Origin of the sequence: Nonomuraea sp. NPDC049152 (genome assembly GCF_040648355.1) — a bacterium.
Lineage (GTDB): Bacteria > Actinomycetota > Actinomycetes > Streptosporangiales > Streptosporangiaceae > Nonomuraea.
In genome coordinates, this window is sequence record NZ_JBEZDO010000025.1 from 95,577 (window position 1) to 121,617 (window position 26,041).

The 26,041-nt window shown below is 71.2% G+C and carries 21 protein-coding genes; 6 read left to right on the top strand and 15 right to left on the bottom strand.

Annotated features, from left to right (window positions below; genetic code table 11):
• On the top strand, window positions 1-603 hold the full coding sequence (locus AB0B45_RS36070) for a hypothetical protein (RefSeq protein WP_358140023.1): 603 nt from the start codon (window positions 1-3) through the stop codon (window positions 601-603).
• On the opposite strand, the gene efeB is transcribed toward AB0B45_RS36070, so the two are convergent.
• From efeB to AB0B45_RS36110, 8 genes are read right to left on the bottom strand one after another with little or no spacing between them, the layout of a single operon-like run.
• On the bottom strand, window positions 600-1,802 hold the full coding sequence (gene efeB, locus AB0B45_RS36075) for an iron uptake transporter deferrochelatase/peroxidase subunit (protein WP_358140026.1): 1,203 nt from the start codon (window positions 1,800-1,802) through the stop codon (window positions 600-602). The two genes, AB0B45_RS36070 and efeB, sit on opposite strands and share 4 nt — an antisense overlap.
• Before the next feature lie 42 nt (window positions 1,803-1,844).
• Entirely contained in the window at window positions 1,845-3,230 is a 1,386-nt protein-coding gene (locus tag AB0B45_RS36080; RefSeq protein ID WP_358140029.1) for an amidase, read from the bottom strand.
• Window positions 3,231-3,246: 16 nt separating this feature from the next.
• Window positions 3,247-3,990 (bottom strand): ATP-binding cassette domain-containing protein, encoded by a 744-nt coding sequence (locus tag AB0B45_RS36085; protein WP_358140031.1) that lies wholly within the window; start codon window positions 3,988-3,990, stop codon window positions 3,247-3,249.
• Window positions 3,987-4,913 (bottom strand): ABC transporter ATP-binding protein, encoded by a 927-nt coding sequence (locus tag AB0B45_RS36090; protein ID WP_358140033.1) that lies wholly within the window; start codon window positions 4,911-4,913, stop codon window positions 3,987-3,989. The genes AB0B45_RS36085 and AB0B45_RS36090 overlap by 4 nt, the downstream gene beginning before the upstream one ends.
• A gap of 2 nt (window positions 4,914-4,915) precedes the next feature.
• Complete coding sequence (locus AB0B45_RS36095) at window positions 4,916-5,767, bottom strand: ABC transporter permease (protein WP_358140035.1); 852 nt, start codon at window positions 5,765-5,767, stop codon at window positions 4,916-4,918.
• Window positions 5,767-6,741, bottom strand: a complete 975-nt coding sequence (locus AB0B45_RS36100) for an ABC transporter permease (RefSeq protein ID WP_358140038.1) — start codon at window positions 6,739-6,741, stop codon at window positions 5,767-5,769. Before AB0B45_RS36100 ends, AB0B45_RS36095 begins: the two co-directional genes overlap by 1 nt.
• Window positions 6,711-8,336: an ABC transporter substrate-binding protein gene (locus AB0B45_RS36105; protein WP_358140040.1), complete on the bottom strand. Its 1,626-nt coding sequence runs from the start codon at window positions 8,334-8,336 to the stop codon at window positions 6,711-6,713. Before AB0B45_RS36105 ends, AB0B45_RS36100 begins: the two co-directional genes overlap by 31 nt.
• A 30-nt stretch (window positions 8,337-8,366) precedes the next feature.
• Window positions 8,367-10,001: an amidohydrolase gene (locus tag AB0B45_RS36110; RefSeq protein ID WP_358140044.1), complete on the bottom strand. Its 1,635-nt coding sequence runs from the start codon at window positions 9,999-10,001 to the stop codon at window positions 8,367-8,369.
• A 108-nt stretch (window positions 10,002-10,109) separates the two neighbouring features.
• Between AB0B45_RS36110 and AB0B45_RS36115 the strand changes: the two genes are divergently transcribed.
• From AB0B45_RS36115 to AB0B45_RS36135, 5 genes are all read left to right on the top strand, one after another.
• On the top strand, window positions 10,110-10,808 hold the full coding sequence (locus AB0B45_RS36115) for a TetR/AcrR family transcriptional regulator (RefSeq protein WP_358140047.1): 699 nt from the start codon (window positions 10,110-10,112) through the stop codon (window positions 10,806-10,808).
• Between the two features lie 401 nt (window positions 10,809-11,209).
• On the top strand, window positions 11,210-11,500 hold the full coding sequence (locus AB0B45_RS36120; protein WP_358140050.1) for a hypothetical protein: 291 nt from the start codon (window positions 11,210-11,212) through the stop codon (window positions 11,498-11,500).
• A complete protein-coding gene (locus AB0B45_RS36125; protein ID WP_358140053.1) occupies window positions 11,500-11,802 on the top strand; it encodes an SH3-like domain-containing protein in 303 nt (100 codons plus the stop codon). The genes AB0B45_RS36120 and AB0B45_RS36125 overlap by 1 nt, the downstream gene beginning before the upstream one ends.
• On the top strand, window positions 11,802-12,008 hold the full coding sequence (locus AB0B45_RS36130) for a hypothetical protein (RefSeq protein WP_358140055.1): 207 nt from the start codon (window positions 11,802-11,804) through the stop codon (window positions 12,006-12,008). Before AB0B45_RS36125 ends, AB0B45_RS36130 begins: the two co-directional genes overlap by 1 nt.
• A 374-nt stretch (window positions 12,009-12,382) precedes the next feature.
• Window positions 12,383-15,784 carry a M28 family peptidase gene (locus AB0B45_RS36135; protein WP_358140058.1) on the top strand — a complete coding sequence of 1,134 codons (3,402 nt, stop codon included), beginning with the start codon at window positions 12,383-12,385 and terminating at the stop codon, window positions 15,782-15,784.
• On the opposite strand, the gene AB0B45_RS36140 is transcribed toward AB0B45_RS36135, so the two are convergent.
• From AB0B45_RS36140 to AB0B45_RS36170, 7 genes are all read right to left on the bottom strand, one after another.
• Window positions 15,781-18,609, bottom strand: coding sequence for an AAA family ATPase (locus AB0B45_RS36140; protein ID WP_358140061.1), 2,829 nt, complete (start codon window positions 18,607-18,609; stop codon window positions 15,781-15,783). The two genes, AB0B45_RS36135 and AB0B45_RS36140, sit on opposite strands and share 4 nt — an antisense overlap.
• 301 nt (window positions 18,610-18,910) lie before the next feature.
• A complete protein-coding gene (locus AB0B45_RS36145) occupies window positions 18,911-19,246 on the bottom strand; it encodes a hypothetical protein (protein WP_358140064.1) in 336 nt (111 codons plus the stop codon).
• Window positions 19,247-19,275: 29 nt separating this feature from the next.
• Entirely contained in the window at window positions 19,276-20,724 is a 1,449-nt protein-coding gene (locus AB0B45_RS36150; protein WP_358140067.1) for a carboxylesterase family protein, read from the bottom strand.
• Window positions 20,725-20,872: 148 nt separating this feature from the next.
• Complete coding sequence (locus AB0B45_RS36155) at window positions 20,873-22,153, bottom strand: bifunctional GNAT family N-acetyltransferase/ATP-binding protein (RefSeq protein WP_358140070.1); 1,281 nt, start codon at window positions 22,151-22,153, stop codon at window positions 20,873-20,875.
• A gap of 212 nt (window positions 22,154-22,365) precedes the next feature.
• On the bottom strand, window positions 22,366-23,337 hold the full coding sequence (locus tag AB0B45_RS36160) for a hypothetical protein (protein ID WP_358140073.1): 972 nt from the start codon (window positions 23,335-23,337) through the stop codon (window positions 22,366-22,368).
• A gap of 57 nt (window positions 23,338-23,394) precedes the next feature.
• The gene (locus tag AB0B45_RS36165; RefSeq protein WP_358140076.1) at window positions 23,395-23,964 is read right to left on the bottom strand and encodes a Pr6Pr family membrane protein; all 570 of its coding nucleotides are present in this window, start codon (window positions 23,962-23,964) and stop codon (window positions 23,395-23,397) included.
• A 45-nt stretch (window positions 23,965-24,009) separates the two neighbouring features.
• Window positions 24,010-26,031, bottom strand: a complete 2,022-nt coding sequence (locus AB0B45_RS36170) for an ABC transporter ATP-binding protein (protein ID WP_358140079.1) — start codon at window positions 26,029-26,031, stop codon at window positions 24,010-24,012.
• Window positions 26,032-26,041 lie beyond the last annotated feature (10 nt).

The window sequence follows — 26,041 nt, forward strand, 5'->3', positions numbered from 1 at the left end:
GTGCCTGACGACCTCCGGCTCGCCGATCTGATCGAAGCGGCGGAAGACGGTCCGGAGGTGCCCGAGACGTTCAGGCGGCTGCTGCGCGAGAGCGAACGGCTGACCAGGGAGGACCCCGGCTCGGCGGACGCCCACTACGCGCGGGGATACACCCTGTACCTGCTGGGCGCCTGGCCGGAGGCCAGGCAGGCCTTCGCCAGGTCGGAGGGGCTGCGTCCCGGCCACCAGTGGGCGCTGTTCCACCTGATCGTGCTCGGCTACCGCGCCGGTGACGACGGCGCCGTCCTCGGCGCCTTCGCCCGGCTGCGGCGCGCCTTCTTCGAGGAGGACGGCAAGCTCTGGCGGTACCTGGTGGCCTGGGAGTACGAGCTGTGCTCGGCCGCCAGGATGGGCATGGACGAGCACGTCACCGCCCGCCTGCCGGAGCTGATCACCGAGTTCACCGACCGCCAGGACGACCCCGACGAGATCCTGGAGCGTCCCGGCAGGTTGCTCGAGCTGTACGGCCAGGCCCCCGAAGGCCCGCTGCGCGCTCTGCTCGGCGCGCAGCTGGCCCGGCTGGTGCCTGGCGGCTGGATCCGCCAGGAGGAGCTGGGCCGCTAGCCCAGCAGGCTCTCGCCCCAGTGCCCGCCGGGGGACACGCCCGGCGGGCACGCCCACAGGCCGGAGCCCACGTGCCGGATGTAGGTCGACAGCCGGTCGTCGGCCGCCAGCCTGCGCTGCAGAGGCACGAACTGGCGGCGTGGATCGCGCTGATAGGCCAGGAAGAACAGGCCGGCGTCGATCCGCCCCTGGCTGTCGCTCCCGTCCACGAAGGAGTAGCCGCGCCGCAGGATCCGCACGCCGCCGTTGGCCGAGGGGTGGGCCAGGCGGACATGGCTGTCGGCAGGCAGTGTGGCGGGGACGAACGGGTCACGCTCGCCCCTGCCCCCGAGCGGCGCGCCCTCGACCTTCGTGCGGCCGATCGTGGCCTCCTGGTCCTCCTGGGAGACCTGGTCCCACGCCTCCAGATGCATGCGGATCCGCCGTGCCACCAGATAGCTGCCGCCGGACATCCACGCGGGACCGTCGCCCCTGCCCACCCATACGTGCTGGTCGAGCGTCGCCAGGTCGTCGCCCGAGACGTTGTCGGTGCCGTCCTTGAAGCCCATGAGGTTACGAGGGGTGAGCTGGGCGGGCGTGGTGGAGGCGGTCTTGCCGAAGCCGAGCTGGGACCATCGCACGCTCACCCGGCCCAGCCCGATGCGGGCCAGCGTCCTGATGGCGTGCACCGCGACCTGCGGGTCGTCGGCGCAGGCCTGGACGGCGATGTCGCCGCCGCCGCGCGCGGGGTCGAGCTTCTCGCCCTCGAACGCCGGCAGGTCGGCCAGCGCGGGCGGCCGTAAGGAGGCCAGGCCGAAGCGGTCCTCGCCCGCCCTGTCGAACAGGGTGGTGCCGAAGCCGACGGTCAGCGTCAGGCGGGAGGCGGGCAGATCCAGTGCCTCACCGGAGTCGTCGGGGGAGCTGGCACGGCCCGCAGTCATCAGCTCCGCGGCCCTGGTCCATGACACCAGCAGCGCGGTGAGCTCCTCGCGGGTGCTCACAGCCACGTCGAAGGCCGCGAAGTGAAGACGATCCTGCACGGGGGTGGCGATGCCGGCCTGATGCGGCCCGTGGAAGGGCACGACCTGCGGCTCGGCCGCCTTCGGCGCGGCCGTGCTCGCGGGCTCGCCCTGGCCCAGCAGGAACGCGCCCGCCGTACCGGCGGCCCCCGCCAGCGCGCCGGCGCCGGAGGCGGCCAGCAGCCCCCGCCTGTTCAGCATCCCCACCCACCCCCTTCAAGATTCTTGATCTTACCGTGGGGGTCAGGAGGGGTCGGGCCGCCCGATGCCGGGGAGTGCGGCTTCCAGGCAGGAGGCGATCTGGAAGACCGTCACGTCGTCGTAGGTGCGGCCCACGAGTTGCACGCCGGTCGGCACGCCGTTGGCGGCCAGCCCCGAGGGGACGGACAGGACCGGGCAGCGGCTGGCGATGTTGAAGGGGATCGTCATCACGCCGTGCATGTAGTGGCCCTGCTCGCCGTTGATCGGCAGCGGGCCCCCGTCGTGCTCGGCGGGGAAGGCGGACGCGGCCGTGGTCGGGCAGAGCAGGGCGTCGTGGCGCTCGAGCAGCTCGCCGAGCGGCCGGTAGATCTCCCCCTCCAGTTCGAGGCCCTGATAGAAGCTGAGCTCCGAGCGGGTGCCCGCGAAGGAGCGCGTGTAGTCCGACAGCAGGTCCGCGTGCTCTTCGGCCAGCTCGCCGATCCCGGCGCCGAAGATCCCGGCGAAGTGGGCGTCGGCGGCGGCCATGATCTGCTTCCTGGTCCAGGGCAGCTCGACCTCCTCCACGATCGCCCCGGCCGCGCGCAGCGCCTCGGCGGCGGCGAGCGTGTTCGCGACGATGTCCGGCTCCACCAGGTAGTCGCCGAGCGTCACGGACAGGGCGATCCGCAGCCCGCGCACGTCCCCGGTGAGCGGCGGCAGCTCCAGCTTGGGCCGGACGGAGACGACGTCCCACGGGTGCGGGCCGGCGATCACGTTCTGCAGCAGGGCGACGTCGGCCACGGTGCGGGCCATGGGACCGTCGTGGCAGAACTGGTCGAGGTTGAACGGCGGCAGCGCGGGCACCCGGCCGAAGGGCGGCTTGAACCCGACCACGCCACAGTACGAGGCCGGTATGCGGATGGAGCCGCCGATGTCGGAACCGGTGGCGAGAAGAGAGGTGCCCGCGGCCAGCGACGCGCCCGAGCCTCCGGAGGAGCCGCCCGGCGAGCAGTCGAGGTTCCACGGGTTGCGCGTCACGCCCCACAGCCTGCTGTGGGTGAAGCCGGCGCAGCTGAACTCGGGGGTCGTGGTGCGGGCGTGGACGATGCCCCCGGCCTGCGTGATCCGGGTGACCACCGGGTGGGTCACGTCCGCGATCACGCCCTTGAGCAGCAGCGAGCCCTCCTCATGGGTGCGGCCCTCGATCGGCTGCTCCTCCTTGACGGCCACCGGGATGCCTTCGAGCGGCCTCGCGGTGCCGTTCAGGTAGGCGGTCTCGGCCGCCTTCGCCTGCTCCATCGCCGACTCGTAGAGGCGCTCGGTGAACGCGTTGATCCGCGGTTCCATCACCTCGGCGCGGTCGATCACGGCGGTCAGCAACTCCACTGGCGACAGTTCGCCCCTGGACATGAGGGCGTGGGCCTCAGTGGCCGACAGGTAGCTCAACATTCCGCGAAATCTCCTCTTAAAAGGCGTGCTGTGGCACGGAATCCAGCAGGAACCGTGTGTAGTCGTGCTCCGGCGCGGTCAGCACCCGCGCCGTCGGTCCCGACTCGACGATCCGGCCGCGCCGCATGACCGCCACCTGGTCGGTGACGCAGCCGACCACGGCCAGGTCGTGCGTGATGAACAGATAGGAGACGCCGCCGGCCGCGCGGATCTCGGCCAGCAGGCCGAGGATCTGCGCCTGGACCGAGACGTCCAGCGCGGCCACCGCCTCGTCCAGCACCAGCACCATGGGCCGGACCGCCAGCGCCCTGGCGATGGCGACGCGCTGCCGCTGCCCGCCCGACAGTTCCCTGGGCAGCGCCCCGGCCTCACGCGGGCCGAGTCCGACCTGATCGAGCAACTCGGCCACCCTCGGCGCGTGAGGCTCGCCGGGAAAGTGCAGCCGCAGGACCTCGGTCAGAGACTCCCGTACGGCAAGGCGCGGGTCGAGCGAGCCGAAGGGGTCTTGGAAGACGATCTGGATCAGCCTCGCCCTGGCCTTGCGGTCGAGCGTCGACAGCGGCCTGCCCGCCACGAGCACCGTGCCCGCGTCGGCCCGCTCCAGGCCGAGCAGCAGCCTGGCCGTGGTGGTCTTGCCCGAGCCCGACTCACCGACCAGGCCGAGCGAGCCGCCCTCCGCCAGGTCGAAGGACACGTCGTCCACCGCGGTGAAGGTGCCGTAGCGCTTGCGCAGGTTCCTGACCTCGAGATCGATGTTCACAGTTCCGCCTTCACACAGGCGACCCCGTCCACCAGCGGCGGGGCGGCAGCCGTACAGGAGTCCATGACGTGCGGGCAGCGAGGGGCGAACCCACAGCCCGGCGGGGCCGACAGCAGGTCCGGCGGGCGTCCGGGGATCGCGGGCGGCAGCGTGCCCAGATCGGAGACGCGCGGGGTGGCGGCGAGCAGGCCGGAGGTGTACGGGTGGCGCGGCTTGGCGAACAGCTGCCGCGTCGGCCCCGTCTCCATGATCCGCCCCGCGTACATGACGTAGACGCGGTCGCAGATCATCGAGGCCAGTTCGAGGTCGTGGGTGATGAAGAGCATCCCGGTCCGCGTCCTTGCGCGCAGCTCGGCGAGCAGCCGGACGATCTCGGCCTGGGTGGTCACGTCGAGCGCGGTGGTCGGCTCGTCGGCCAGCAGCAGCCGGGGCTCTCCTGCCAGGGCCGCCGCGATCACCACGCGCTGGAGCATGCCGCCGGACAGCTCGTGAGGGTACTGGCGCACGTGCCGCTCCGGCTCGGGCAGGCCGACCATGCCCAGCAGCTCGACGGCCCTGGCGCGGGCCGCCTTCCTGCCGATCTCCTCGCTGATGATCTCGGCGAGGAAGTCGCCGATCCGCCGGAAGGGGCTGATCGCCGCGCGCGGATCCTGGTAGATCATCGCGGTCGAGTGTGCGCGGTGGCGGCGCAGCCCGGCGGGGGACATGGACAGCACGTCGGCGCCGTCCATCCGGATCTCGCCCGAGGTCCGCGCGTCCTTCGGCAGCAGTCCGAGTACGGCCCGCGCGGTCAGGGACTTGCCCGAGCCCGACTCGCCGACCAGGCCGACGGTCTCGTTCTCGGCCACGGCCAGCGAGAGGTGGTCGATCGCCGGGCGGGCGGTGTGCGGGAGCCGTACGGAGAGGTCGTCGATCTCCAGCATGGTCACCTCCTGGAGACGCGGTCGGCGAGGCTCTCGCCGACGATGTTGAAGGCGATCACGCTCAGCACGATGGCCAGGCCTGGGACGAGGATCGGGCCGAGCGCCCCCTGCAGGACGGCGGACTGGCCCTCGTTGATCATGGCTCCCCAGTCGGCGGCCGGTGGCTGCACGCCCAGGCCGAGGAAGGCGAGTCCGGCCAGGTCGAGCAGGGCGTAGCCGAAGTTGATCGTGGACTGGGCCAGGATCACGGGGACGATGTTCGGCAGCAGGTGGCGCAGGCAGATGGCCAGGCCGCCGAAGCCGAGCGCCCGGTAGGCGGCGATGTAGGGGCGGCCCATCTCCCCTCTTGCCACCCCGCGGACCAGGCGGCCCACGAATGGCGTGTAGGCGACGGCAAGGGTGATCATGGGTCCGGTCTGGCCGGGGCCATACATCGCGACCACCAGGATGGCCAGCAGCAGGCCGGGGAAGGCGAAGACCAGCTCCATCGAGCGTGACAGCGCGGTGTCCACCCACCCGCCGTGCCAGGCGGCGGTCAGCCCGACCACCACGCCGAGCACCGTGGAGATGGCGACGACGCCCAGCGGGCCGAGCAGGCCGCTCCTGGCTCCGTAGATCACCCGGGAGAGCAGGTCACGGCCGGAGGCGTCGGCGCCGAGCAGGTGCTCGCCGCCCGGTCCGGCCAGCGCGGCCGACAGGTCGACCGCGTCGGGGTCCGCGGGCGCGATGAGCGGAGCGAGCACGGCGGCCAGGACCAGCAGCGCGATCACGGCGAGCGCGGCCCTGAGCAGGCCGCCGCCCTTGGCCCGGCCGCCGAGACGGCGCAGGCCCGGTCTGACGACGAATGTCTCCATCAGTTCTGCGCTCCCAGTCGCACGCGCGGATCGGCCAGTGGCGCGAGCAGGTCGACGACGAGGTTGGCGACCACGAACACCGCCACGGTCAGCAGGACCAGCGCCTGCACGACGGGGAAGTCCTTGACCGTCACCGAGTACTGCAGCAGCTGGCCCAGGCCGTTGACCCCGAACGTGGTCTCCACCAGCACGGTGGAGACCAGCAGACCGGGCACCAGCAGACCGCCGTAGGTGAGCGTCACGGTCATGGCGCCGCGCAGCACGTGCCTGCGGACGATGGTCCGCTCGGGCACCCCGCGGCCGCGGGCGACCGTGACGTACTCCTGGCCCAGCTGGTCGAGCATCGCCGTGCGCGACACCCGGGCCAGCACTCCGGCGAAGGTGAGCGCGAGGGCCACGGCGGGCAGCGCGAGGTGGTGCAGCCGGTCGGCCAACCCCTCGCCCGCGCCGATGGAGGGGAACCAGCGCAGGTTCACCGAGAACACCGCGATGAGCACGAACCCCAGCACGAAAGAGGGCGTGGCGACCGCGACCGAGCTGCCCACGAGCACCGCCTTGTCGACCGCGCCAGGCCTGATCGCACTCCACACGCCCAGCGCCAGGCCGAGAACCATGGTGAGCGCGAAGGCCATGCCGATCAGGGTGAGCGTGATGGGCACCCGGGAGGCGATCAGCCCTCCGACGTCGGTGCGGAACTGCACCGACCGCCCGAAGTCGCCGGTGAGCACGCCGCCGATCCAGTGCAGGTACTGCACGGGGAACGGGTCGTCGAGCCGGTACTGGGCGCGGATGGCGGCGATCGCCTCGGGAGTGGCCGAGCGCCCGCTGAGCAGGAAGCTGGCGGGATCGCCTGGGGCGAGCTGGAGGGCGCCGAACACCAGGAACGAGGACGCTGCCAGGATCGCGGCCATCCCGGCCAGCCGCCTCAGCAGGAAGCGGGCCATCAGCCCGCCGCGCCGATGTCCGCGGCCCACGGGTAGTAGAGGTAGGAGATGCTGGTGGGCGCCCCGGTGATGCGCTTGCCGAGGAACATCACGTTGTCGAGGTCGGCCAGCGGGATCCAGGGCAGCTGCGTGGCCACCGTCTCCTGCAGCTTCGCCGTCAGCCGTGCCCGCTCGACCCGGTCGAACTCGGACTCGGCCGCGTCGACGAGCTTGTCGTAGGCGGGGTCGGAGAAGCCGCCGTAGTTCTCGAACTGCCCCGTCGCGAACAGTCCGTAGAGCTCCAGCGGGTCGGTGGCCGACAGGTACCAGAACGTCGGGAACAGGTCGATGCCCTTGCGCGCCTCAGGGTCGGAGAACAGCGCGGTGTAGGCGTCGGGGGCGATGGTCCGCACCTCGGCCGCCAGCCCGATCTCCTTGGCCGCCGCCTGCACGCTGTTGGAGATCACCGGGAACTCGGGCGCCGCGTTGGAGGTGGCGATCACGATCTTCTTGCCCTGTGCCCCGGCCTCGGCGACCAGCTTCCTGGCCGCTTCGACGTCACGCTTGACGGCCGGAGCGGCGGGTCTGGCGTCCGCCGCGTTGCGCCAGGCCTGGACGGGGCCGGGCACGAGCGTGGGCGCGCTGTACTCGCCGAGGGCCGCCTTGACCAGGCCTTCCCTGTCGATGGCCAGGGAGAGCGCCTGCCGTACCCTGACGTCGGCGAGCGTGCCGTTGCTGAGATCGGAGACGATCAGGTTCGCGGTGGTCAGGTTGGGGCCGCCGTAGACGGTGCCCGCGCCCGAGGAGCGCAGCGGGGCGATGGACGCGGCCGGGATCAGGTAGCCGCCGTCGGCCTCACCGGTCACCAGGGCGTTGGTCCTGGCCGCCGTGTCCGGCACGAAGGTGAAGGTGACCTTGCCTGACCTGGCCTTCTTCCTCCAGTAGCCGTCGAAGCGGTCCAGCTGGATCGACTGGCCCTTGGTCCAGGCGCCGAGCTTGAACGGTCCCGTGCAGTCCAGGCCGCCGTCGGCGGTGCCGAACGCTCTGCCCTGCGCCTTGACCGAGGCCGCGCTGACCACCGTGCCGGGCGAGGCGCCCATCTCCAGATTGAACAGCGCGTCGGGCCGTTTGAACCTGACGGTCACCTCCATCGGGCCGGTCTTGGTGATCGACTCGACGTTGCGGAAGCTGGAGACCCAGTAGGAGCCGACCTTCTCGTCCAGGTGCCGGTTGAGGCTGGCCACCACGTCGTCGGCGGTCATCTCGGCGCCGCTGTGGAACCGCACGCCCTTGCGGATCGTGTAGACGAGGGTCTTGGGGTCGCGCTGCTCGGCCTTCTCCGCCAGGCCCGGCTCCTCCTTCAGGTCCGGCGTCCAGCGCATGAGGCTCTCGCAGACATTGGACAGCACCATGTTCTGCGGGTAGTCGAAGGCGTGGACGTAGTCGAGGGTCGGGGGCTCGGCATAGGAGACCCAGGTGAAGGCGTCGATGTCACCCTTGGGCACGGGGGTTCCGGAGCTCAGCCCCTTGCCCGGCGCGGGGGGCCCGCCCTTGTCGCCGCCACCCCCGCCGCACGCCGCCACGGTCACGGTCACGGTCATGGCCAGGGAGAATACGGCGAGCGCTGTCCGCAGTCGTCTGCTCATAAGTCACGCCTTTCGGAGGTTCGCGAAATATCAGGCCTGGTGGACGAGCCGGCCCTCGACATAGGTCCTGACGACCCGGGTCGCGCCGATCTCCTCCGCCGGCCCGGCGAAGGGATCGCGGTCCAGCACCACGAGATCCGCGTACTTGCCCGCTTCGACCGTGCCGGTGACGTCCTCGAGATGGTTGATCCAGGCGCTGCCCGCCGTGTACGCGGTGAGCGCCTGCGCCAGGGTGAGTGCCTGCTCGGGCAGGAACGGCTCGCCTGGCTCGCCCTCGGGCACCGTCCTGTTCACCGCGACGTGCACACCCCACAGCGGGTTGGGACTGCTCACCGACCAGTCGCTGCCCGCGACCAGGCGGGCGCCCGCGCGCAGGAGGTCGCCGAAGGGGTACTGCCGGGCCGCGCGCTCGGCCCCGAGGAACGGGATGGTCAGCTCGTCCATCTGGGGTTCGTGCGCCGCCCACAGCGGCTGCATGTTGGCGGCGGCGCCCACCTCGGCGAACCTTGCGATGTCGGCGGGATCGACGACCTGCAGGTGCGCGAGGTGGTGGCGGTTGTCGTTGGCGCCGTTGGCCGCACGCGCCCCGGCCAGCGCGTCGAGCGCCTCCCTGACCGCGCGGTCGCCGAGCGCGTGGAAGTGGATCTGGAAGCCGAGCGCGTCCAGCTCGCGCACCGCCTCGCGCAGCAGGCCGGGATCGACGAAACTGATGCCGCTGTTGGCGGTCGCGCAGCCGCAGCCGTCGAGGTACGGCTCCAGCATCGCCGCGGTGAAGTTCTCCGCGACGCCGTCCTGCATGATCTTGACGCTGGTCGCGTTGAACCGGCCGACCTGCCCGGTCCTGCGCCGTTCCACCAGTTCGGGGATCTGCTCCAGGCCGCGCTCGCGGTCCCACCAGAGGGCGCCCACGACGCGTGCCTTCAGCGTTCCCTCGTCGGCGGCGCGGAGATAGACCTCGAAGTTGTCGGGGTTGCCGGGGAAAGCGCCGATCATGGCGTCCTGCCAGCCGGTGATGCCCATCGAGAACAGGTGGGCCTGGCCCGCGAGCAGACCGGCGTAGGCCTCCTCGGCGTTGGCCACCGGCACGTGCCCGCTCACCAGGGTCATGGCCCCCTCGTGCAGGGTGCCCTGCGGGGTGCCGTCCGGCTCCCGCTCGATCCGGCCGTCCACCGGGTCTGGTGTGTCACGGTCGAGACCCGCCAGGCGCAGGGCCAGGCTGTTGGCCCAGGCGCCGTGCCCGTCGCGGTTGGTCAGCAGCGCGGGCCGGTCGGGAACCACCTTGTCGAGCATCTGCCTGGTCGGCGTGCCACCGGGGAACACGTCCATCGACCAGCCGCCACCGTGGATCCACGACTTGTCGGGGTGCGCCTCGGCGTAGGCGGCGATCACCGCGAGATAACCCTCGACGTCGTGTTCCGCCGACAGGTCGCAACGGAGCATCTGGCCGCCGCCGAAGGCCGGGTGGACGTGGGCGTCCTGGAAACCCGCCATGAGCAGGCCGCCGGCGAGGTCGACCACCTCGGTGTCCTCGCCCGCCGACGCCCGCACCGCCTCCTGGTCGCCGACCAGGAGGATGCGCCCGCCACCGACCGCGACCGCCGCCTCGATCGGGGCGTCGGCCGTGCCGGTGAAGACCCGCCCGCCAACGAAGATCGTTTCCACCATGACAGCACCTTCCGCTCACGCAGTGTTGGGGAGGAGTGAACGCCAGCACAACATAGATGTCAACAGCGTTGCGCTACGTGGAGACCGAACCGATACACTGGTGCGATCATGGCGAAGACACCTGTGAGGACCAGGCGCTCGGGCAGTCAGCTCAGCCCCGAGGCCATCATCGAGGCCAGCCTGCGCATCGCCGCCCGGGGCAGCGAGGACGCGTTCACCGTGCGCCGGCTGGGCGAGGAGTTGGGGGCCGACCCCACGGCGATCTACCGTCACTTCCGTGACAAGGACGAGTTGCTGCTGTCGGTGGCGGACCGGGCCTACGGCGAGATCCTGGAGGGCATTCCCGACGGGCTCGGCTGGAAGGACCGGCTGCGGGCGCTGGCCGGCGGGTCGTTGCGGGTCGCGCTGAAGTATCCGGCGGTGGCCTCCATCACCGCGAGCCGTACGACCAGGCGGATCAACGAGTTCAGGATCGTCGAACTCATCCTCGGCGCCGTCGGCGAGGCGGGGCTCGACGGCGCGGACGCCGCGCTGTACTACCGGGTCGTGGCCGACGCCCTCCTGGCGTACGTGGGCCAGTCGGCCGCCTACGTGCTCTTCGCCCCTGAGATCAGGGCGGGGGACGAGTCGTCATGGAGGCGGGAGTACCGGATGGTCGACCCTGAGCGCTTCCCCGCGATCACCCGCCTCGGCACGGAACTGGCGGAGGTCAGCTCCGAAGCGGTCTACGACGTCCGGGTGGAGGCCCTGATCGCCGCGATCGAAGCCAGGGCCGCGTCGCTTTCCAAGGACGCGGCGCGGGCCTGACGCGTCCCCTGTCAGCGAATGCGGCCGCGATTTCCCGAAAAAGGCGCCTTTTTGAATTGTCCTTGTATTCCGGCTGAATCGCCGGCCTGGCGGGCCGCCGCTACGGGGAAGGGCTGACGGCGACGACGTTCGATTGCCCTGAGGGCCCCGGTCACTCCGTGACGTGGACGCGAAGGGGCCACACCAGCCCACGACGCAGCCTGTTCACCTGATCCTCGTGCCGGCTACGCGTCGTCGTCGAATGATTTCATGGAACTATTCGGGGACATATTTTCGCTCGGCCCGGCCCCTTATTTCGCGGTCAAGAATCCTTTTATGGCCCTTTGTTTCGCATCTGGAACTCCTCGTACAAAGCCTGGGTACGGTGACCTCGACGTTTTCTCGACGGAGCGGAGAAAACAATGGGCAGAATGCCGTACGACGAACTCCTGGCGAAGGTCAGGAATCTGGCCCCCGAGGACCGCGACACCCTGGACTCGCCGTACACGATCTCGAACGAGCTGTATGCCGCGCTGCGTGCGGTGCCTCACGACGTCGGCGGCCAGCCCGACACTCCTCGGCCCTACCTGGAGAAGGAAGAGGAGGAGTGGGAGCCGAACACCTATCTCACCACCTGCGTGTGCCTGGCCTGGCGGACCGAGTGGAACGCCGAGATCGATGAAGTCCGCGCCCGGTTGGAGGCGAACAGGTGATGGCCCCGCCGAAGTACAACATCGGTGACCGGGTCGTCGTCCGGGACGAGACGACGCTCTTCCACGCTCGCACCCAGAAATTCACCAGAGGCCGCACCGGCGTCGTCGTGGAACACCGGCACGAATGGGTCATCCCGGAGGACGAGGCGTTCGGCCGCGACGAGGACGGGCGGAAAGAGCACTTCTACGTCGTCCGGTTCGAGCAGCGCGACCTGTGGCCGGACTACACCGGCTTCGACATCGACACCCTGGAATCGGAGTTCTCGGAGCGCTGGCTGGAGCCGGCGGACAAGGGGAAGTGATGAGCGGGCACGACCATGACCACACAGGGTTTCCCGTGGCCTCGGAGGTCAGCGAGTTCGAGATCCTCGAACTCGCGGTCAGGGAGCTGGCGATCGAGAAGGGGATCTTCTCGGCCGACGACCATCGGCGCTTCGCCGAATGGGCCGACGGCATCGGCCCGCACGGAGGGTCGAGACTGGTCGCCAAGGCGTTGTCCACGTCTTGAGCGCCGCCTGGCCGAGGACCGGCTGGGGGAGACCGTCCACGCAGGGTTCCCCGTGCGGGCGCGTTCGGCGCTGGTGGTCGCGCACTCGCTCATGGACAGGCGCGTCTTCACCGAGGACGAGCTCCGGCGGAAAAGGGAAGGAGTGCGCGCACGCCTGAGCGAGGAATGACCCCCGGACCGCGCCCCGCCGTCTCACCGCTCGCCTGCCACTAGGTGAGCTTATTTCCGCCTTATATCCGTACCTATACCGATATCTATACGGATGTCTTGGTTGCCAGTTCGGATCTATTGTCAAGCCGCCACACCCCCCACCTCCACACCGTCCCGCCCACCCCGGCGGGCCCGTCTGGAGGACGCATGAAAGGAACTGGCGAGTGAGACGCAGATCCGTTCTCGCGGCAGTCGCCGGGCTGGCCACCACAACAGCCCTGGTGATCAATCCAGCCGCCGCGGCAGCACCTCCAGGCGTGCGACCCCCACAGAACCTGACCGCCGCGAACGACCCGGAAAGCCGCGCCGCCGCGGCCGCCGACCAGGCCGTCTCCAGCGGGCTGGACGAGTTACGCAAGGGACCCGACGAGACCTACTGGCGCCGAGCCGTGACGGCCGGCGCCAGTGGCATGTTCTACGTCTCCTACGAGCGCACCTACAAGGGCCTGCCGGTGGTCGGCGGCGACGCGGTCGTCGTCACCGACTCCGAGGGACGGGTGCGCGACACCACCGCCGCCTCGGGACCAGGACAGGAGAACCTGAACGTCAACCCGCGGGTGAGCGCCGAGCAGGCGACCAAGGTCTCCCGCTCCCGCCTGTCGCGCGTCGACGACAGCGAGGCGCCCCGCCTGGTCGTGCTGGCCTGGGGCGCGCGCCCCAAGCTCGCCTGGGAGACCGTGGTCTTGGGCGTCGCCGACGGCAAGCCGAGCAAGCAGCACGTCTTCGTCGACGCCCGCACCGGCAAGGTCGCCGACTCCTACGACGAGGTGCGGGCGGGCACCGGCAACGGCAACTACTACCCGAACGTGACCATCGACACCAGCCAGTCCAGCGGCACCTACCGGATGGTCGACACCTCGCGGCCCGGCCTGCAGTGCGGCGGCCAGAACGGCCAGCCGTACACGGGGCCCGACGACGTCTGGGGCAACAACTCCGGCACCAACCTGGAGACGGCCTGCGTCGACGCCCTCTACAGCGTGCAGCGCGAATGGGACATGTTACGTGACTGGCTCGGCCGTAACGGCATCGACGGCCAGGGCCGAGGCTTCCCCGCCAGGGTCGGCCTCTCGGACGTCAACGCCTACTGGAACGGCAGCTACACCAATTTCGGCCACTCCCAGGACAACCAGCGCCAGGCCACCCCGATCGACGTGGTCGGCCACGAGTTCGGCCACGCCATCTTCCAGACCACGCCGGGCGGCGCCGGTTCGGGCAACGAGAACGGCGGCATCAACGAGGCCACGGGCGACATCTTCGGCGCCCTGACCGAGCACTTCGCCAACAACGCCAGCGACCCGCCGGACTACGAGGTGGGCGAGGAGGTCAACCTGGTCGGCGACGGCCCGATCAGGTACATGTACAACCCCTCGCGCGTCGGCGACCCGAACTGCTGGTCGACCTCGATTCCCGGCACCGAGGTGCACGCGGCGGCCGGTCCGCTCAACCACTGGTTCTACCTGCTGGCCGAGGGGTCGGCGCCGGGCGGCGGCAAGCCGCCAAGCCCGATCTGCTCCGGCGGCCCCTCGTCGGTCACCGGCGTCGGCGTCCAGAAGGCCGGCAAGATCTTCATGGGCGCCCTGGCCCGCAAGACCTCGTCCTGGCGGTACGCGAACGTCCGTTCCGCGTCGCTGGCCGCGGCCGTGGAGCTGTACGGGGCCGGCAGCCCCGAGTGCGCCACGACCAAGGCGGCGTGGAACGCGGTGAGCGTGCCCGTGCAGACCGGCGAGCCCACCTGCACCGCGCAGAGCCGGGACTTCTCCATCAGCACGAACCCGGCCTCAGGGACGGTCGAGCCAGGGCAGTCCGTGGCCACCACCGTCGGCACCCAGACGACCGCGGGCGCCGCGCAGACGGTGAACCTCGCCGCCTCCGGCCTGCCCTCCGGCGCCACGGCCACGTTCAACCCCACCCCGGTGACCAGCGGAAACTCCTCCACGCTGACGATCACGGCCAGCGGCTCGACGCCGAGGGGCAACTACACCGTCACGGTCACCGGCACGGGCGAGACGGCCACCCACACCGCCACCTACGCCCTGACCGTGGGCGGCGGGCCGAACCCGACGGATCCGCCCGACGTCAGCCTGGCCAACGTGAAGGCGCACCTGGCGCAGCTGCAGACGATCGCCACCAACAACGGCGGCAACCGCAGGTCCACCGGCGCGGGCTACACCGCCTCCGTCTCCTACCTGGAGCAGAAGCTCACCGCCGCCGGCTACACGGTCGTGCGCCAGAACTGCGGCTCGACCTGCAGCTCCGGAGCGGGACCCAACCTGATCGCGGACTGGCCCGGCGGTGACGCCAACCAGGTGATCATGGCGGGCGCCCACCTCGACAGCGTCTCGGCGGGACCGGGCATCAACGACAACGGCTCGGGTTCGAGCGCGCTCCTCGAGGTCGCGCTGACCCTGGCCGCCAAGAACCCGACGATGGCCAAGCACGTCAGGTTCGGCTGGTGGAGCGACGAGGAGCAGGGGCTCAACGGCTCCGAGGGCTACGTCGCCTCGCTCAACTCCACCGAGCGCGCCAAGATCAAGAGCTACCACAACTACGACATGGTGGGCTCGCGCAACGGCGGCTACTTCATCAACAACATCAACACCGCCGCGGCCACCCAGCTCAAGGCGTTCTACGACGCGCTGAACCTGCAGCCCGAGGAGAACACCGAGGGCGCCAACCGCTCCGACGACGCCTCCTTCCGCAACGCGGGCATCGCCACGTCCGGTGTGGCGGCCGGCGCCAGCAACACCAAGACCTCCGCACAGGCCGCCAAGTGGGGAGGCACGGCAGGCCAGGCCTACGACTCCTGCTACCACGCCTCCTGCGACACCACCACCAACATCAACGACACGATCCTGGACCGGGCCGCCGACGCGGCGGCGTACGCCATCTGGAAACTCGCGGTGGGCACCCCCACCTCGCGTGATTTCTCCGTCGCGGTGAACCCCTCGTCGGGCACCGTCCAGGCCGGCCAGGCGATCACCACGACGGTCGCCACCCAGACCACCGCGGGCACCGCGCAGACGGTCAACCTGACCGCCACCGGCCTGCCGGCGGGGGCCACGGCGAGCTTCAACCCGTCGTCGGTGACCTCGGGCGCCAGCTCCACGCTGACGATCAACACCACCGCCTCGACACCGGCGGGCAGTTACCAGGTGACGATCGTCGGCACCGGCGAGACCGGCACGCACAACACGGTGTTCACGCTGACCGTGCAGACCACCCAGCCGGGTCGCACGTTCCGCAACGACACCGACTACCGGATCAACGACTTCTCCACCATCCAGAGTCCCATCACCTCGAACGCGAGCGGCAACGCCGTCTCGCCGGTGAAGATCTCGATCACCAGCACGCACACCTGCATCGAGGACCTGGAGATCTGGCTGCGCGGCCCGAACGGCTCGTGGTACAGGCTCAGGTCCGCCGGCGGCATCTCCTGTTCGGTCTTCGGCACCAGGAACTTCTCGGTGCCGGTGACCCAGCCGGCGGCCGGCACGTGGACGCTGGAGATCGAGGACGTCTACGCCTACGACACAGGAATCCTGGATTCCTGGAGCATCACCGTCTAGGCACCTGTGGTCCCGGCCGGATCGTCGGCCGGGACCACGATCTCGGTGCGCGACCGCACACCGAGCTTGCGCAGAAGGGTGGCCACGTGGGTCTCGACCGTACGGCGCGACAGGAACAGCACCTCCGCTATCTCCTTGTTCGTCCGGCCGAGCGCGACCAGCCTGGCCACCTCCCGCTCGCGGGGCGACAGCACCCCCGTGGCCCGGCGGCGGACCGCGGGGGTGGCCACGCCGAACCCGCGCAACTGGTGCCGGCAGCGGGCGGCGTCGCGGGTGGCGCCCAGCGTGGCGAAGCGCTCGGCGGCCTCGGCCAGCGCGGCGGCGGCGGCCGTACGGTCGCCCATGCCGAGCCTGGCGCCGGCCTCCGCCTCGCCCGCGCGCGCCGCGGCGTACGGCTGGGGCATGGCGGCGTAGGTGGCGCGGGCCAGGGCGAAGTGCGCCGCGGCCGCCTCGTGCCTGAACTCGGCCGCCTCGATCGTTCCACGCGCGAGCTCCACCGCGGCCGCCGCGGACGGCGCCGTCTCCTCGCCGGTCCCCTCGGCGAACCGCGACGCCAGCTCGGTCGCCTCGGCCACCCGCCCGGTCTGCAGAAGGGCGGAGACGGCCGGCGGCACCAGCTGGTCGCCCCAGACCCACACCCCCGTCGCGCTGAGCCTGGCCACCGCCCGCCCGGCCTCGGCCACCGCTCGCCCTGCCTCGCCGCGGGCGAGCAGCAACTCGATGAAGCCGCCCCACGCGGCCAGCACCAGCGGCAGGTAGCGCGCGTCGGGGTCGTCGAGTCCCGCGGCACGCAGGCGCTCGGCGGCCTCGGCCCACTCGCCGGAGGCCAGCGCCAGCCGCCCGAGCACGAAGTGCGCCTCCATCGCCGCCACCGGCGACTCCTCCATGGCCTCGATCGCCGCGGCCGCCCTGGCCGCCAGGCCGTCCCACCGGCCGGTCATCAGCTCGACGCGTAACGTCACCCCCTGCGCCAGGTGGGCGGGGAAGAACGCGCCGGTCTCCTCGGCGAGAGTGCGCACCTGCCTGCCGTACTCCTCGGCCTCGGTGTAACGGCCGAGCGTGACCGCCAGGTCGTAGAGGTTGCAGTAGGCGCGGGCCACCTGCCTGCGCACGGCGGCGGACGGGTCCGTGGCGGGCAGCGTCGCCGCCAGGGCGGCCGAGTCGGGCGAGCCGACGGACATGGCCAGCGCGGCCCTGTTGCCCCGCACCGCCGCTTCGAGCTCGGCGTCGTCGGCGGTCGCGACCAGCTCCTCCGCTCGCGCCATCCACTTCTCACGCGTCGGCAGGGACTCCGCGCCCCACCCAGGCATGGCCAGGGCGGCCAGGCCCCTGGCCGCCAGAGGCCGGTCGCCCAGCTCCTCCACGGCCGCGAGGATCGCAGAGCGTCCCGCGATCACGTCGCCGCCCTGCCCGAACAGCATCAGGCCGAGCGACAGCCGCGCCTCGCCGCGCAGGTCGCGCGACAGCCGGTCGTCGGTGAGCAGGTGCTTGAGCAGCCTGATCACCCGCGGATACGACAGGCCGGCCAGCGCCAGGCGGCCCAGCGTGAGCACCAGCGCCACCTGTTCCGAGCCGGGCAGCTCGGGGTCGGCGAGCATCTCCTCCAGCACCTCGACCGCGAGCGGCGTGTCGCCCATCGCCGCGGCACGGGCCGCCGCGGCCGCGCCGTACCGCAGCCAGGCGGCCGTGTCGCCCGACCTGCGCGCGTGGAAGGTGAGCTGGACCAGAGGCGGAGGGTCGACCGCGGCCAGCGCGGCGACGGCGCGCTCGTGGGCGAGCCTGCGGTCGGGGCCGGGGATGGTGTCGTAGACGGCCTCCTGGGCGAGGGCGTGGCGGAAGCCGTACCTGCCGTCCCGGTACTCGTGGAGCACGCCGAGCCGCAGCGCCTCTACCAGCCCGCCCGCGTCGCCCGCCACCGCGGCCAGCTGCGGCTCGCCGACCGGCAGGCGCAAGACGGCCGCCGCCCGCACGGCGCCGAGCGCCGCGGGGGAGAGCCTGGCCAGGCGTTCGGTCATCGACTCGCGCAGCAGCCGCGGCACGCCGGCGCGCTCGAGCGCCTCGGGCTCCCGGTCGTCGCCCAGGGAGCGGACGACCTCCTCCACGAGGAAGGGGATGCCCGAGGTGCGTTCGTGCAGCCGCGTCACGAACCCGGGTGGCAGGGCGGGTCTGTCGAGCAGCGTGGCCGCCAGTGCGCCGACGTCGTGCGCGTCGAGCGGTTCGAGGGAGATCACCACGCTGGTGGCCTCGGGGGAGTGCCGGTAGGAGGGGCCGAGCGGCGGCCCGGTGGCGGGCAGGTCCTGGCTCCGGTAGGTCAGGACCAGCGCCAGTCCCTCCGGCGGCCGGCGTCGGAGGAAGCGCAGCAGGTCCTGGGTGCCGTCGTCGGCCCAGTGCAGGTCCTCGACGACGAGCACGGTGGGGCCTGCCGCCGCGAGCAGCTCGTGGACCGCGCGGAACAACCGGTGGCGTTCCGCGCCCGGGTCGGTCAGCGGCATGGGCGCGGCGGGCAGCACGTCTGTGAGCTCCGGCAGGTGACCGCGCAGCGCGCCGGTCACCGGATTGAGCCGCCCGTGCCCCGGCAGCCGGTCCATCAGGTCGCGCAGCGCCTCGAAGACGGGACCGTAGGGGAACGGCTCGCGCAACTGGTGGCAGTGGCCGAGCAGGACGGTCCGGTCACCCCGCACGGCCTGCGCCGCCGCGTGCACCAGCGTCGTCTTGCCGATGCCCGGCTCCCCCTCCACCAGAGCGACCGACGGTGGATGCGTCATGGATTCCAGGAGCATCCGGAACGCGGCGTCACGCCCTACTAACCCGCCCACCTCGCGCATGAATGACTCCAAACGGCTAGGTGAATCCTTCCGGACGTTATCCACCCAGGACACAATGTTCAATCCCGCATCAAAGCCTCGTGACGTATCATTTCGGCCCCGATGCCGCCGTCCGCCTGTTTCGCGATCGTCAGGACACACCGAGTCAGGGTCACCCGGCGGGCTTACTGTCCTGACTCGCCCGAGGTGGAAGAAGGAGCCGTCGGCCGGAGGCTGATCGAGGTGGGTGAGGCGATCCAGGCGGGTCAGGGCCTCGGCGGCAGGGGCCGGCCCGTGCGGAGCCGGACGCCGGGACGCGTCGTCAGCCGGTGGGGGCCGGTCCGCTCGTGAGGTCTCTGATCGCCAGCTCCGCGAGTTGGCGCACGCGAGCGTGCAGGGCGGCCGGTTCCGCCTTCTCCTGGGCGATTCCGGCCACGGCGGCGATCAGGAGGCCGGCGGCGTCACAGGCGGGCAGAGCGACGTCGAGCAGGTCGAGTTCCTCGGCCGAGTCGGTGAGCACGGCCTCCACCACGGACAGGTAGGCGGCCTCGAACGAGGTCACCACGTCGTCGGCGATCGCGCCGGCCTCGGTGAACATCTCCGCCCTGAACTCCGCCTCGGCCGCGCCGGTGAAGAACTCGATCTTGACCGCGAGCACTGACAGATTGGACGAAGATTGTCAGTGTGTCATGCGGCGCCGATGATCGAGATGCCGCGTTCCGACCAGAGTGCCCGCGAGGGTGCCTCGGGGTCCGAGACGTCCGAGGGATCGACGTCGAACAGGTGGGTGGTGGCCTTCACCGCGTCGTAGGCGGGCCAGCCTGGGTCGCCGGTGGCCGCGAACCGGGTCCACGCGGTGCGGAACTGGCGGGACAGACCTTCTCCCTCGGGTGAGCCGCCCGTCAGCAGCGCCCCGAGCTGGGTGTCGAGGGTGCCGAAGGTCAGCGGCACGTCGAGCCCGTGGCAGGCCCCCATCCCCGTGGGCGACCAGGTCAGCTCGTAGGCGTAGGCCGACCCCTGGTGCGCGTCGGCCAGCAGCGCGCTGGGCATCCTGAACAGCCAGTCCGACATCAGCAGCACATACGGCTCCTCGGGCGTCGCGCCGGAGTGCGCGGTCCGGTAGACGGCGTCCGCGCCGGCGGGCGCGAGCGTCTTCATGGCCGCGTCGAGGTCGCCTGTCCGTCCGCCGCCGAGCGCGTGGAAGAACCGGTACTCGTCCCTGGTGAAGCCGACGATCAGTTCGATGTCGCGCCCCGCCCCGCCCGCCAGGGCCCTCCATGGGGTGTCGGGCAGCACCTCGCCGTCGACCACCGGGGCGAACGGCATCCGCGAGAACGCCATCGGCCCCCACCGGCCCGGGTCGTCGCGCCCCTCCTCCGCCATGACCGCGACGGCTGCCGCGAGCAGATCCTCGGGCCCGCAGTCGTACGGCGAGGCGCCCCCGAGCCTGTCCACGATCGAGGCGGTGATGCCCGAGGCGACCTCGGGCGAAAGGAACACCCCCGGCACACTCTGCGCGATCGCGCGCCGGAACAGCCCGGCCGCCGCCGGCATCGCCATCAGGCACGCGATCGCGCCCGCCCCCGCCGACTCGCCGAAGACGGTGACGTCGCCGGGATCGCCCCCGAACGCCGCCGCGTTCTCCTGTACCCAGCGCAGCGCGGCGAGCTGGTCGAGCAGTGCCCTGTTGGCCGGAGCGCCCTCGACCTGACCGAAGCCCTCCATGCCGATCCTGTGGTTGAAGCTGACCACCACCACGCCTTCGCGGGCCAGGCGTGCCCCGTCGTACTCGGGGAAGTCGGACGAGCCCGTGATGTACGCGCCGCCGTAGATCCACACCATCACCGGAAGGGCCGAGCCGCCTGGGTCGGGCGACCAGACGTTCACCGTCAGGCAGTCGAGCCCGTCCGCGGGGCTCCACCCCGGCATGCCGGGCAGCATCGCGGGCTGGGGTGGGCGCGGACCGAAGCCGATCGCGTCGCGGATGCCGTCCCACGCGTCGGCCGGTACCGGCGCCGCCATGCGCAGCGCTCCGAACGGGCTTTTCGCGTACGGGATGCCCTTGAACGCCGCGACGCCGTCGTCGAGGACCCCGCGGACCCTGCCTGTCGTGGTCGTTGCCGTGATCGGCCGCATGGCTCGACCCCTCTCCTGCGAAGGGGGCGCGATACGCGCCCAAGATCGTTCCGTGGCTCGAACGTACCATGCGAGATCGTATGGTCCCGGAATCGGGGCGGCCCAAGCACGTGCTCCCGGCGGGTGCGGGGAGCACGGCCACTGCGGCTCAGAGGCGGGCGTGCGAGGTGATGTCGGCGGTGAACTCGTCGATCATCGCGGCGGTGACGGTCGGCCTGCACTGGCCGATCGCGGCCAGGTAGTCGGCCGTGTCGGCGCCCGCCGGGGTCTCCACGGACCGGCCGGCGTTGACGAGGTCGCGTTCGAACGCGGTCTGCGCCGCGGACCTGGCGGCGTGCTCGATGTCGGCGGGCGTGAACAGCTCGCTCGCGGCGACCAGCGTGTCCAGATCCACGTCGGGCCGGCCGCCGGAGTACCGCGACCAGATCGCCGAGCGAGCCGCCGCGTCGGGGGTGCCGATCGGCACCAGATAGTCGAACCGGCCGGGCCGCAGGAACGCGGGGTCCAGCGAGCGGATGGAGTTGGTCGCGCAGACCAGCAGCCGCTCGTCCCGCTCCCGGAAGCCGGGGATCAGCTTGAGCAGCTCGTTGGTGATGCCGTGGCTGCCCGCCTCCGGGCGTTCGGCGCGTACCGCGGCGATCTCCTCGACCTCGTCGATGAAGACCAGCACCCGCTCGAGCTCGGCGATCCGCGCGAACGCGGTGCGCAGCGCCTCCGCCAGGTTGCCGTCGCCGGCCAGGCGGGAGGGCAGCAGCTCGACGAACGGCCAGCCGAGCCTGGAGGCGATCGCGCGGGCGAAGGTGGTCTTGCCGGTGCCGGGCGGGCCGAACAGGGCGATGGCCCGCGGCGGCTGTACGCCATGCCTTGCGGCACGCTCCGGCTCGGCCAGCGGCAGCACGATGCGCCTCTCGATCAGGTCCTTCTCCACCTCCATCCCCGCCACCTTGTCCCACAGATCGCCGGGCAGGAGACGGCCGCCGAGCTCCGCCAGGAGGTTGGCGCCGAGGCCGACGCCAGGCTCGGTCTTCTCGAAGTAGGCCACCGCGGGCCGCCTGGCGTAGCCGGCGTTGACCAGTCCCTCGCCGATCAGCTCCTCCTCGGGCAGCACGTAGGCGATACGCCGTGCCCGCGCGTCGATCAGCCGCCGCTCCAGCTCCCTGAGCAGCGCGCTGGCCAGCCCGCGCCCGCGCCACGCGGAGGCGATCGCGATCCGCATCACCCAGGCCCGCTCGCCTGCCACGTGGGAGAGCGCCGCCCCGATGGGCACGCCCCGGTGGACGGCCACGACGGCCGGTTGGCGCGAGGTCAGGGCCCCGATGCACTCGGCGAGCGAGAACACCGACTCCTGGCCGAGACCGGCCGTGGTGTCGATCAAATGGACCACGGCGGCCAGATCGTCCTCGCGGTAGTCATGAATGTGCCAGTTCACCGGTGTCGCCTCCTCGGCTGGGGGCTACCGACGCTAAGGCAGTCCGGGGGGCCGGTCCCGCTCCGTGCTGGACAACATGACGGTGAAAAATGTACCTAGTGGAACATTGGCCGAAATTTCGGGACAAACTCCGTGATAGGGCTCACACCGAGCGCGCGGCGTGCGGTCACACGGTACGGCAGGGCAGCGCGCCCCGCGCCGCGCGCAGAGGATCAGGCGGCCTCGGCGGCGCGGAAGGTCTTGAGGGCCTGGTCGCCGAAGAAGGCGCCGTAGCTGGTGGTGGAGTTGCGCAGTGCGTGCGCGGAGATCTGGTAGCCGCTGCCGGTCAGCGAGTTGAAGCTCTGGAACCAGGGTCCGCCGCTGGAGCCGCCGCCCATGTCGCAGATGATGGCGTACGTCATGCCGTAGGCCGGGTTCACGCTCGGGCCCGTGCAGTACTGCAGCGTCTTGCCGGCGTTGCCGTTGCTCGGGTAGCCGAGCAGCACGTTCCTGGCGCCGTTGGGCGTGGCGTTGAACCTGATCCCCTGGCCGCCCACGACCTTCTGGATCTGCTTGCCGCCGACGGGCTTCACGACCAGCATGCCGAAGTCGAGGGTGGAGTCGTTGCCCTGGACGTCGGTGTAGCCGGACCAGATGAACATGGTCCTGGCCGCGAACTTCCCGTATGGCGCCTTGCCGTCCTTGTAGGCGGGCACGAACACCAGGTTCTTGCTCCACTGCTTGTCGTCGTTGATGAGCGCGTGCGCCACCGTGACGACGACGTCACCGTCCTTGCTGGTCACCACGTTGCCCGAGGCCACGAAGTCCCTGCCGTTGCCGCCGATGCCGAAGACCTTGCCCGCGGTCCTGGCGATCGCGCCGCCGCGGTTCCACGTCTTCTGCTGGGTGACGTTGTTGGGCAGCGGGGCGATCCACCGGCGGTCCGACGGTCCGGGCGTGGGCGCGATGTCCACCTGCTCACCCTGCGCGGCGGCCTGCCTGGGCGTGGGCCGCGACTCGGGGGCCGGCTCCTCGATCGGCTCGGCCGCCGCCATCCGCTCCGGTGTCCAGTAGTCCTCGGTCGCGGCGAACGAGCTGGGGACCTGATGCCCGACCGGGCCCTCGCCCTCGGGATCGGCGCTCGCCACCCCGGCGGTCAACGTGGCAGCGACCAAGGTGAGACAGGCGATGGTCAAGGGACGCATGTAAACCTCCGCAACATATGTGATTACGGAGGTTTACCACAAAAGTCGGATTTATGATCAGTTGGCCAGGGGGCGGGTGGCCAGCCGGTGGAGGCCGATCAGCGCATAGCCCGCCGCCACGAAGAGCGCGACGAAGGCGAGCGCCGCGAGCGCGTAGTCCGTCCAGACCAGGACGTCGTCATGCAGATACCTTCGAGCCATGCGGCGGGGCAGCGCGGGCGCCGCCACCAGCACCAGCACCGCGTAGGCGAGCGGGAAGGCCAGCCACTTCAACGGATCGGACCACCCCGGCCTCAGACTCCGGTCGAAGGCCACCCAGTCGACGATCGCCATCACGGGCGTGACGCAGTGCAGCAGGAGATTGCCCCAGTGCCTGGCTCCACCGCCGAGGTCGGGCAGCGGCAGCGCGAGGAACGCCACCGTCCCGGTGATCACGAGGTAGAGCGTCACCGCGCCCTTGACCGTGGCCGACGTCTCCCGGCCGAGCAGCCGCCACAGGTAGTAGAGCGTGAGCACGATGTTGCTCTGGACGGTGAAGGTCACCCACGGGTTCTGGAGCGCGATCGTCGCGCAGACGAGCCCGCCGACCGCGGCCGCCACCAGCAGGATCCGCCACATCGCTCGCATGGCCGACATCCTAGACAGCGAATCGATCAACGATCCGCTGTTCGCTCAGCCGCGGAGGGGGAAGTGACAGGCCACCTGGTGCGCGCCGCCCACCAGCGGCGGCTCGCTCTCGCAGATCTCCTCGGCCAGGGGACACCGCGTCCTGAAGCGGCACCCCGTGGGCGGGTTCACCGCGCTGGGCAGCTCGCCACGGATGGCGATGCTCTCGCGCGGCCTCACGCCGGGGTCGGCGGAGGGGACCGCGTCGATCAGCGCCTGAGTGTAGGGGTGCCTGGCGGCCCTGACGACGTCGTGGGCGGGACCGACCTCGACGAGCTTGCCCAGGTACATGACGCCGATCCGGTCCGACATGTAGTCGACGACCGACAGGTCGTGGCTGATGAACACGTACGCCAGTCCCAGCTCGCGCTGCAGGTCGCGCATGAGGTTGAGCACCTGCGCCTGGATCGACACGTCGAGCGCGCTCACCGGCTCGTCGCCGACGATCAGCCGCGGCCGCAGCGCCAGCGACCGGGCAAGACCGATGCGCTGCAGCTGGCCGCCGGAGAACTCGTGCGGGTAACGCTCGAGAACCCGTCGCGACAGGCCGACCTGGTCCAGCAGCGTCGCGATGCGGGAGCGGCGCGCGGCCGGGTCGTCCACCCGCTGGATCTCCAGCGGCTCGGCGAGGATGGCGTCGATCCGCATCCGGGGGTTCATCGCCGCGTAGCTGTCCTGGAACATCAGCTGGACCTGCCGGTGCATCCGGCGGCGCGCGCGCCGGTCCAGCGTGGCGATGTCGGCGCCGTCGACGACGATCTGCCCGCCCGTCGGCTCCTCCAGCCCGACGACCAGCCGGCCCACCGTGGACTTGCCGCACCCCGACTCGCCCACGAGCCCGAACGTCTCGCCGGGGCGGACGTCGAACGACACCCCGGCCACGGCGCTCACCCTGCCCGACGCCCTTCGCAGCCCACCGCCCGTGGCCTCGTAGTCCTTGACCAGCCCGCGGATCGACAGGATCGCCTCCGCCGCCGGTTCGGACGGCTCCGCGGCCGGCGCGGCGAGCGCGGGCCGGGGCGCGGGAGCGAGGGTCCGCTCGACCGGGTGCAGGCACGCGTGCTGATGCTCGCCGACCGACAGCGTCACATCGGTGGTACGGCACGCCTCCGAGGCGAACCGGCAGCGGGGCGCGAACCTGCACCCGGTCATGGGCCTGGACAGGTCGGGCGGCAGACCGGGAATGCTGTAGAGCCGCCCGCGCGAGTCGTTCTCGCGCGAGGCGGAACCGGGAAGCGCCTCCATGAGAGCCTCGGTGTAGCGGTGCCGCGGCGACCGGAACAGCTCCGCGGTCGTCGCCGACTCCACCACCCGGCCCGCGTACATGACCGCGACCCTGTCGGCACGGCTGGCGATCACGCCCAGGTCGTGGGTGACCAGGACCACCGCCATCTTGAACTCTTCGCGCAGGTCGTCGATCAGCTCGAGGATCTGGCGCTGCGTGGTCACGTCGAGCGCCGTCGTCGGCTCGTCGGCGATGAGCAGGCGGGGGGAGCAGACGAGCGCCATGGCGATGACGACCCGCTGGCGCATGCCCCCCGAGAGCTGGTGGGGGTAGGCGTCGACGATCTTGTCGGGGCGCGGCATCCCGACCCTGCGCAGGATCTCGACGGCCCGCTCCCGCGCCTCCGCCTTGCCGACCCCCTCGTGGACGCGCAGCGGCTCGGCGACCTGGGCTCCGATGCGCATCGTGGGGTTGAGCGAGGTGAGCGGGTCCTGGAACACCATGCCCATACGGACCCCGCGAATCCTGCGCACCTCCGCGGGCGGCAGGGACCGCAGGTCGCGGCCCTCGAAGAGGATCTCCCCTCCGACGACGTCGCCGCCCGGAGGGAGCAGGCCCATGACCGACAGCGCGGTCATCGTCTTGCCGCTGCCCGACTCTCCCACGATGCCGAGGGTCTCGCCTTGCCGTACCTCCAGGTTGACGTCGTCGAGGGCGTGGACGACGCCCCTGCGCAGCGCGATGTCGGTGCTGACATGACGCAGTCGCAGCAGGGGCTCGGTCGGGTCGATCGGTGCGCTCATGTTCGTGCTC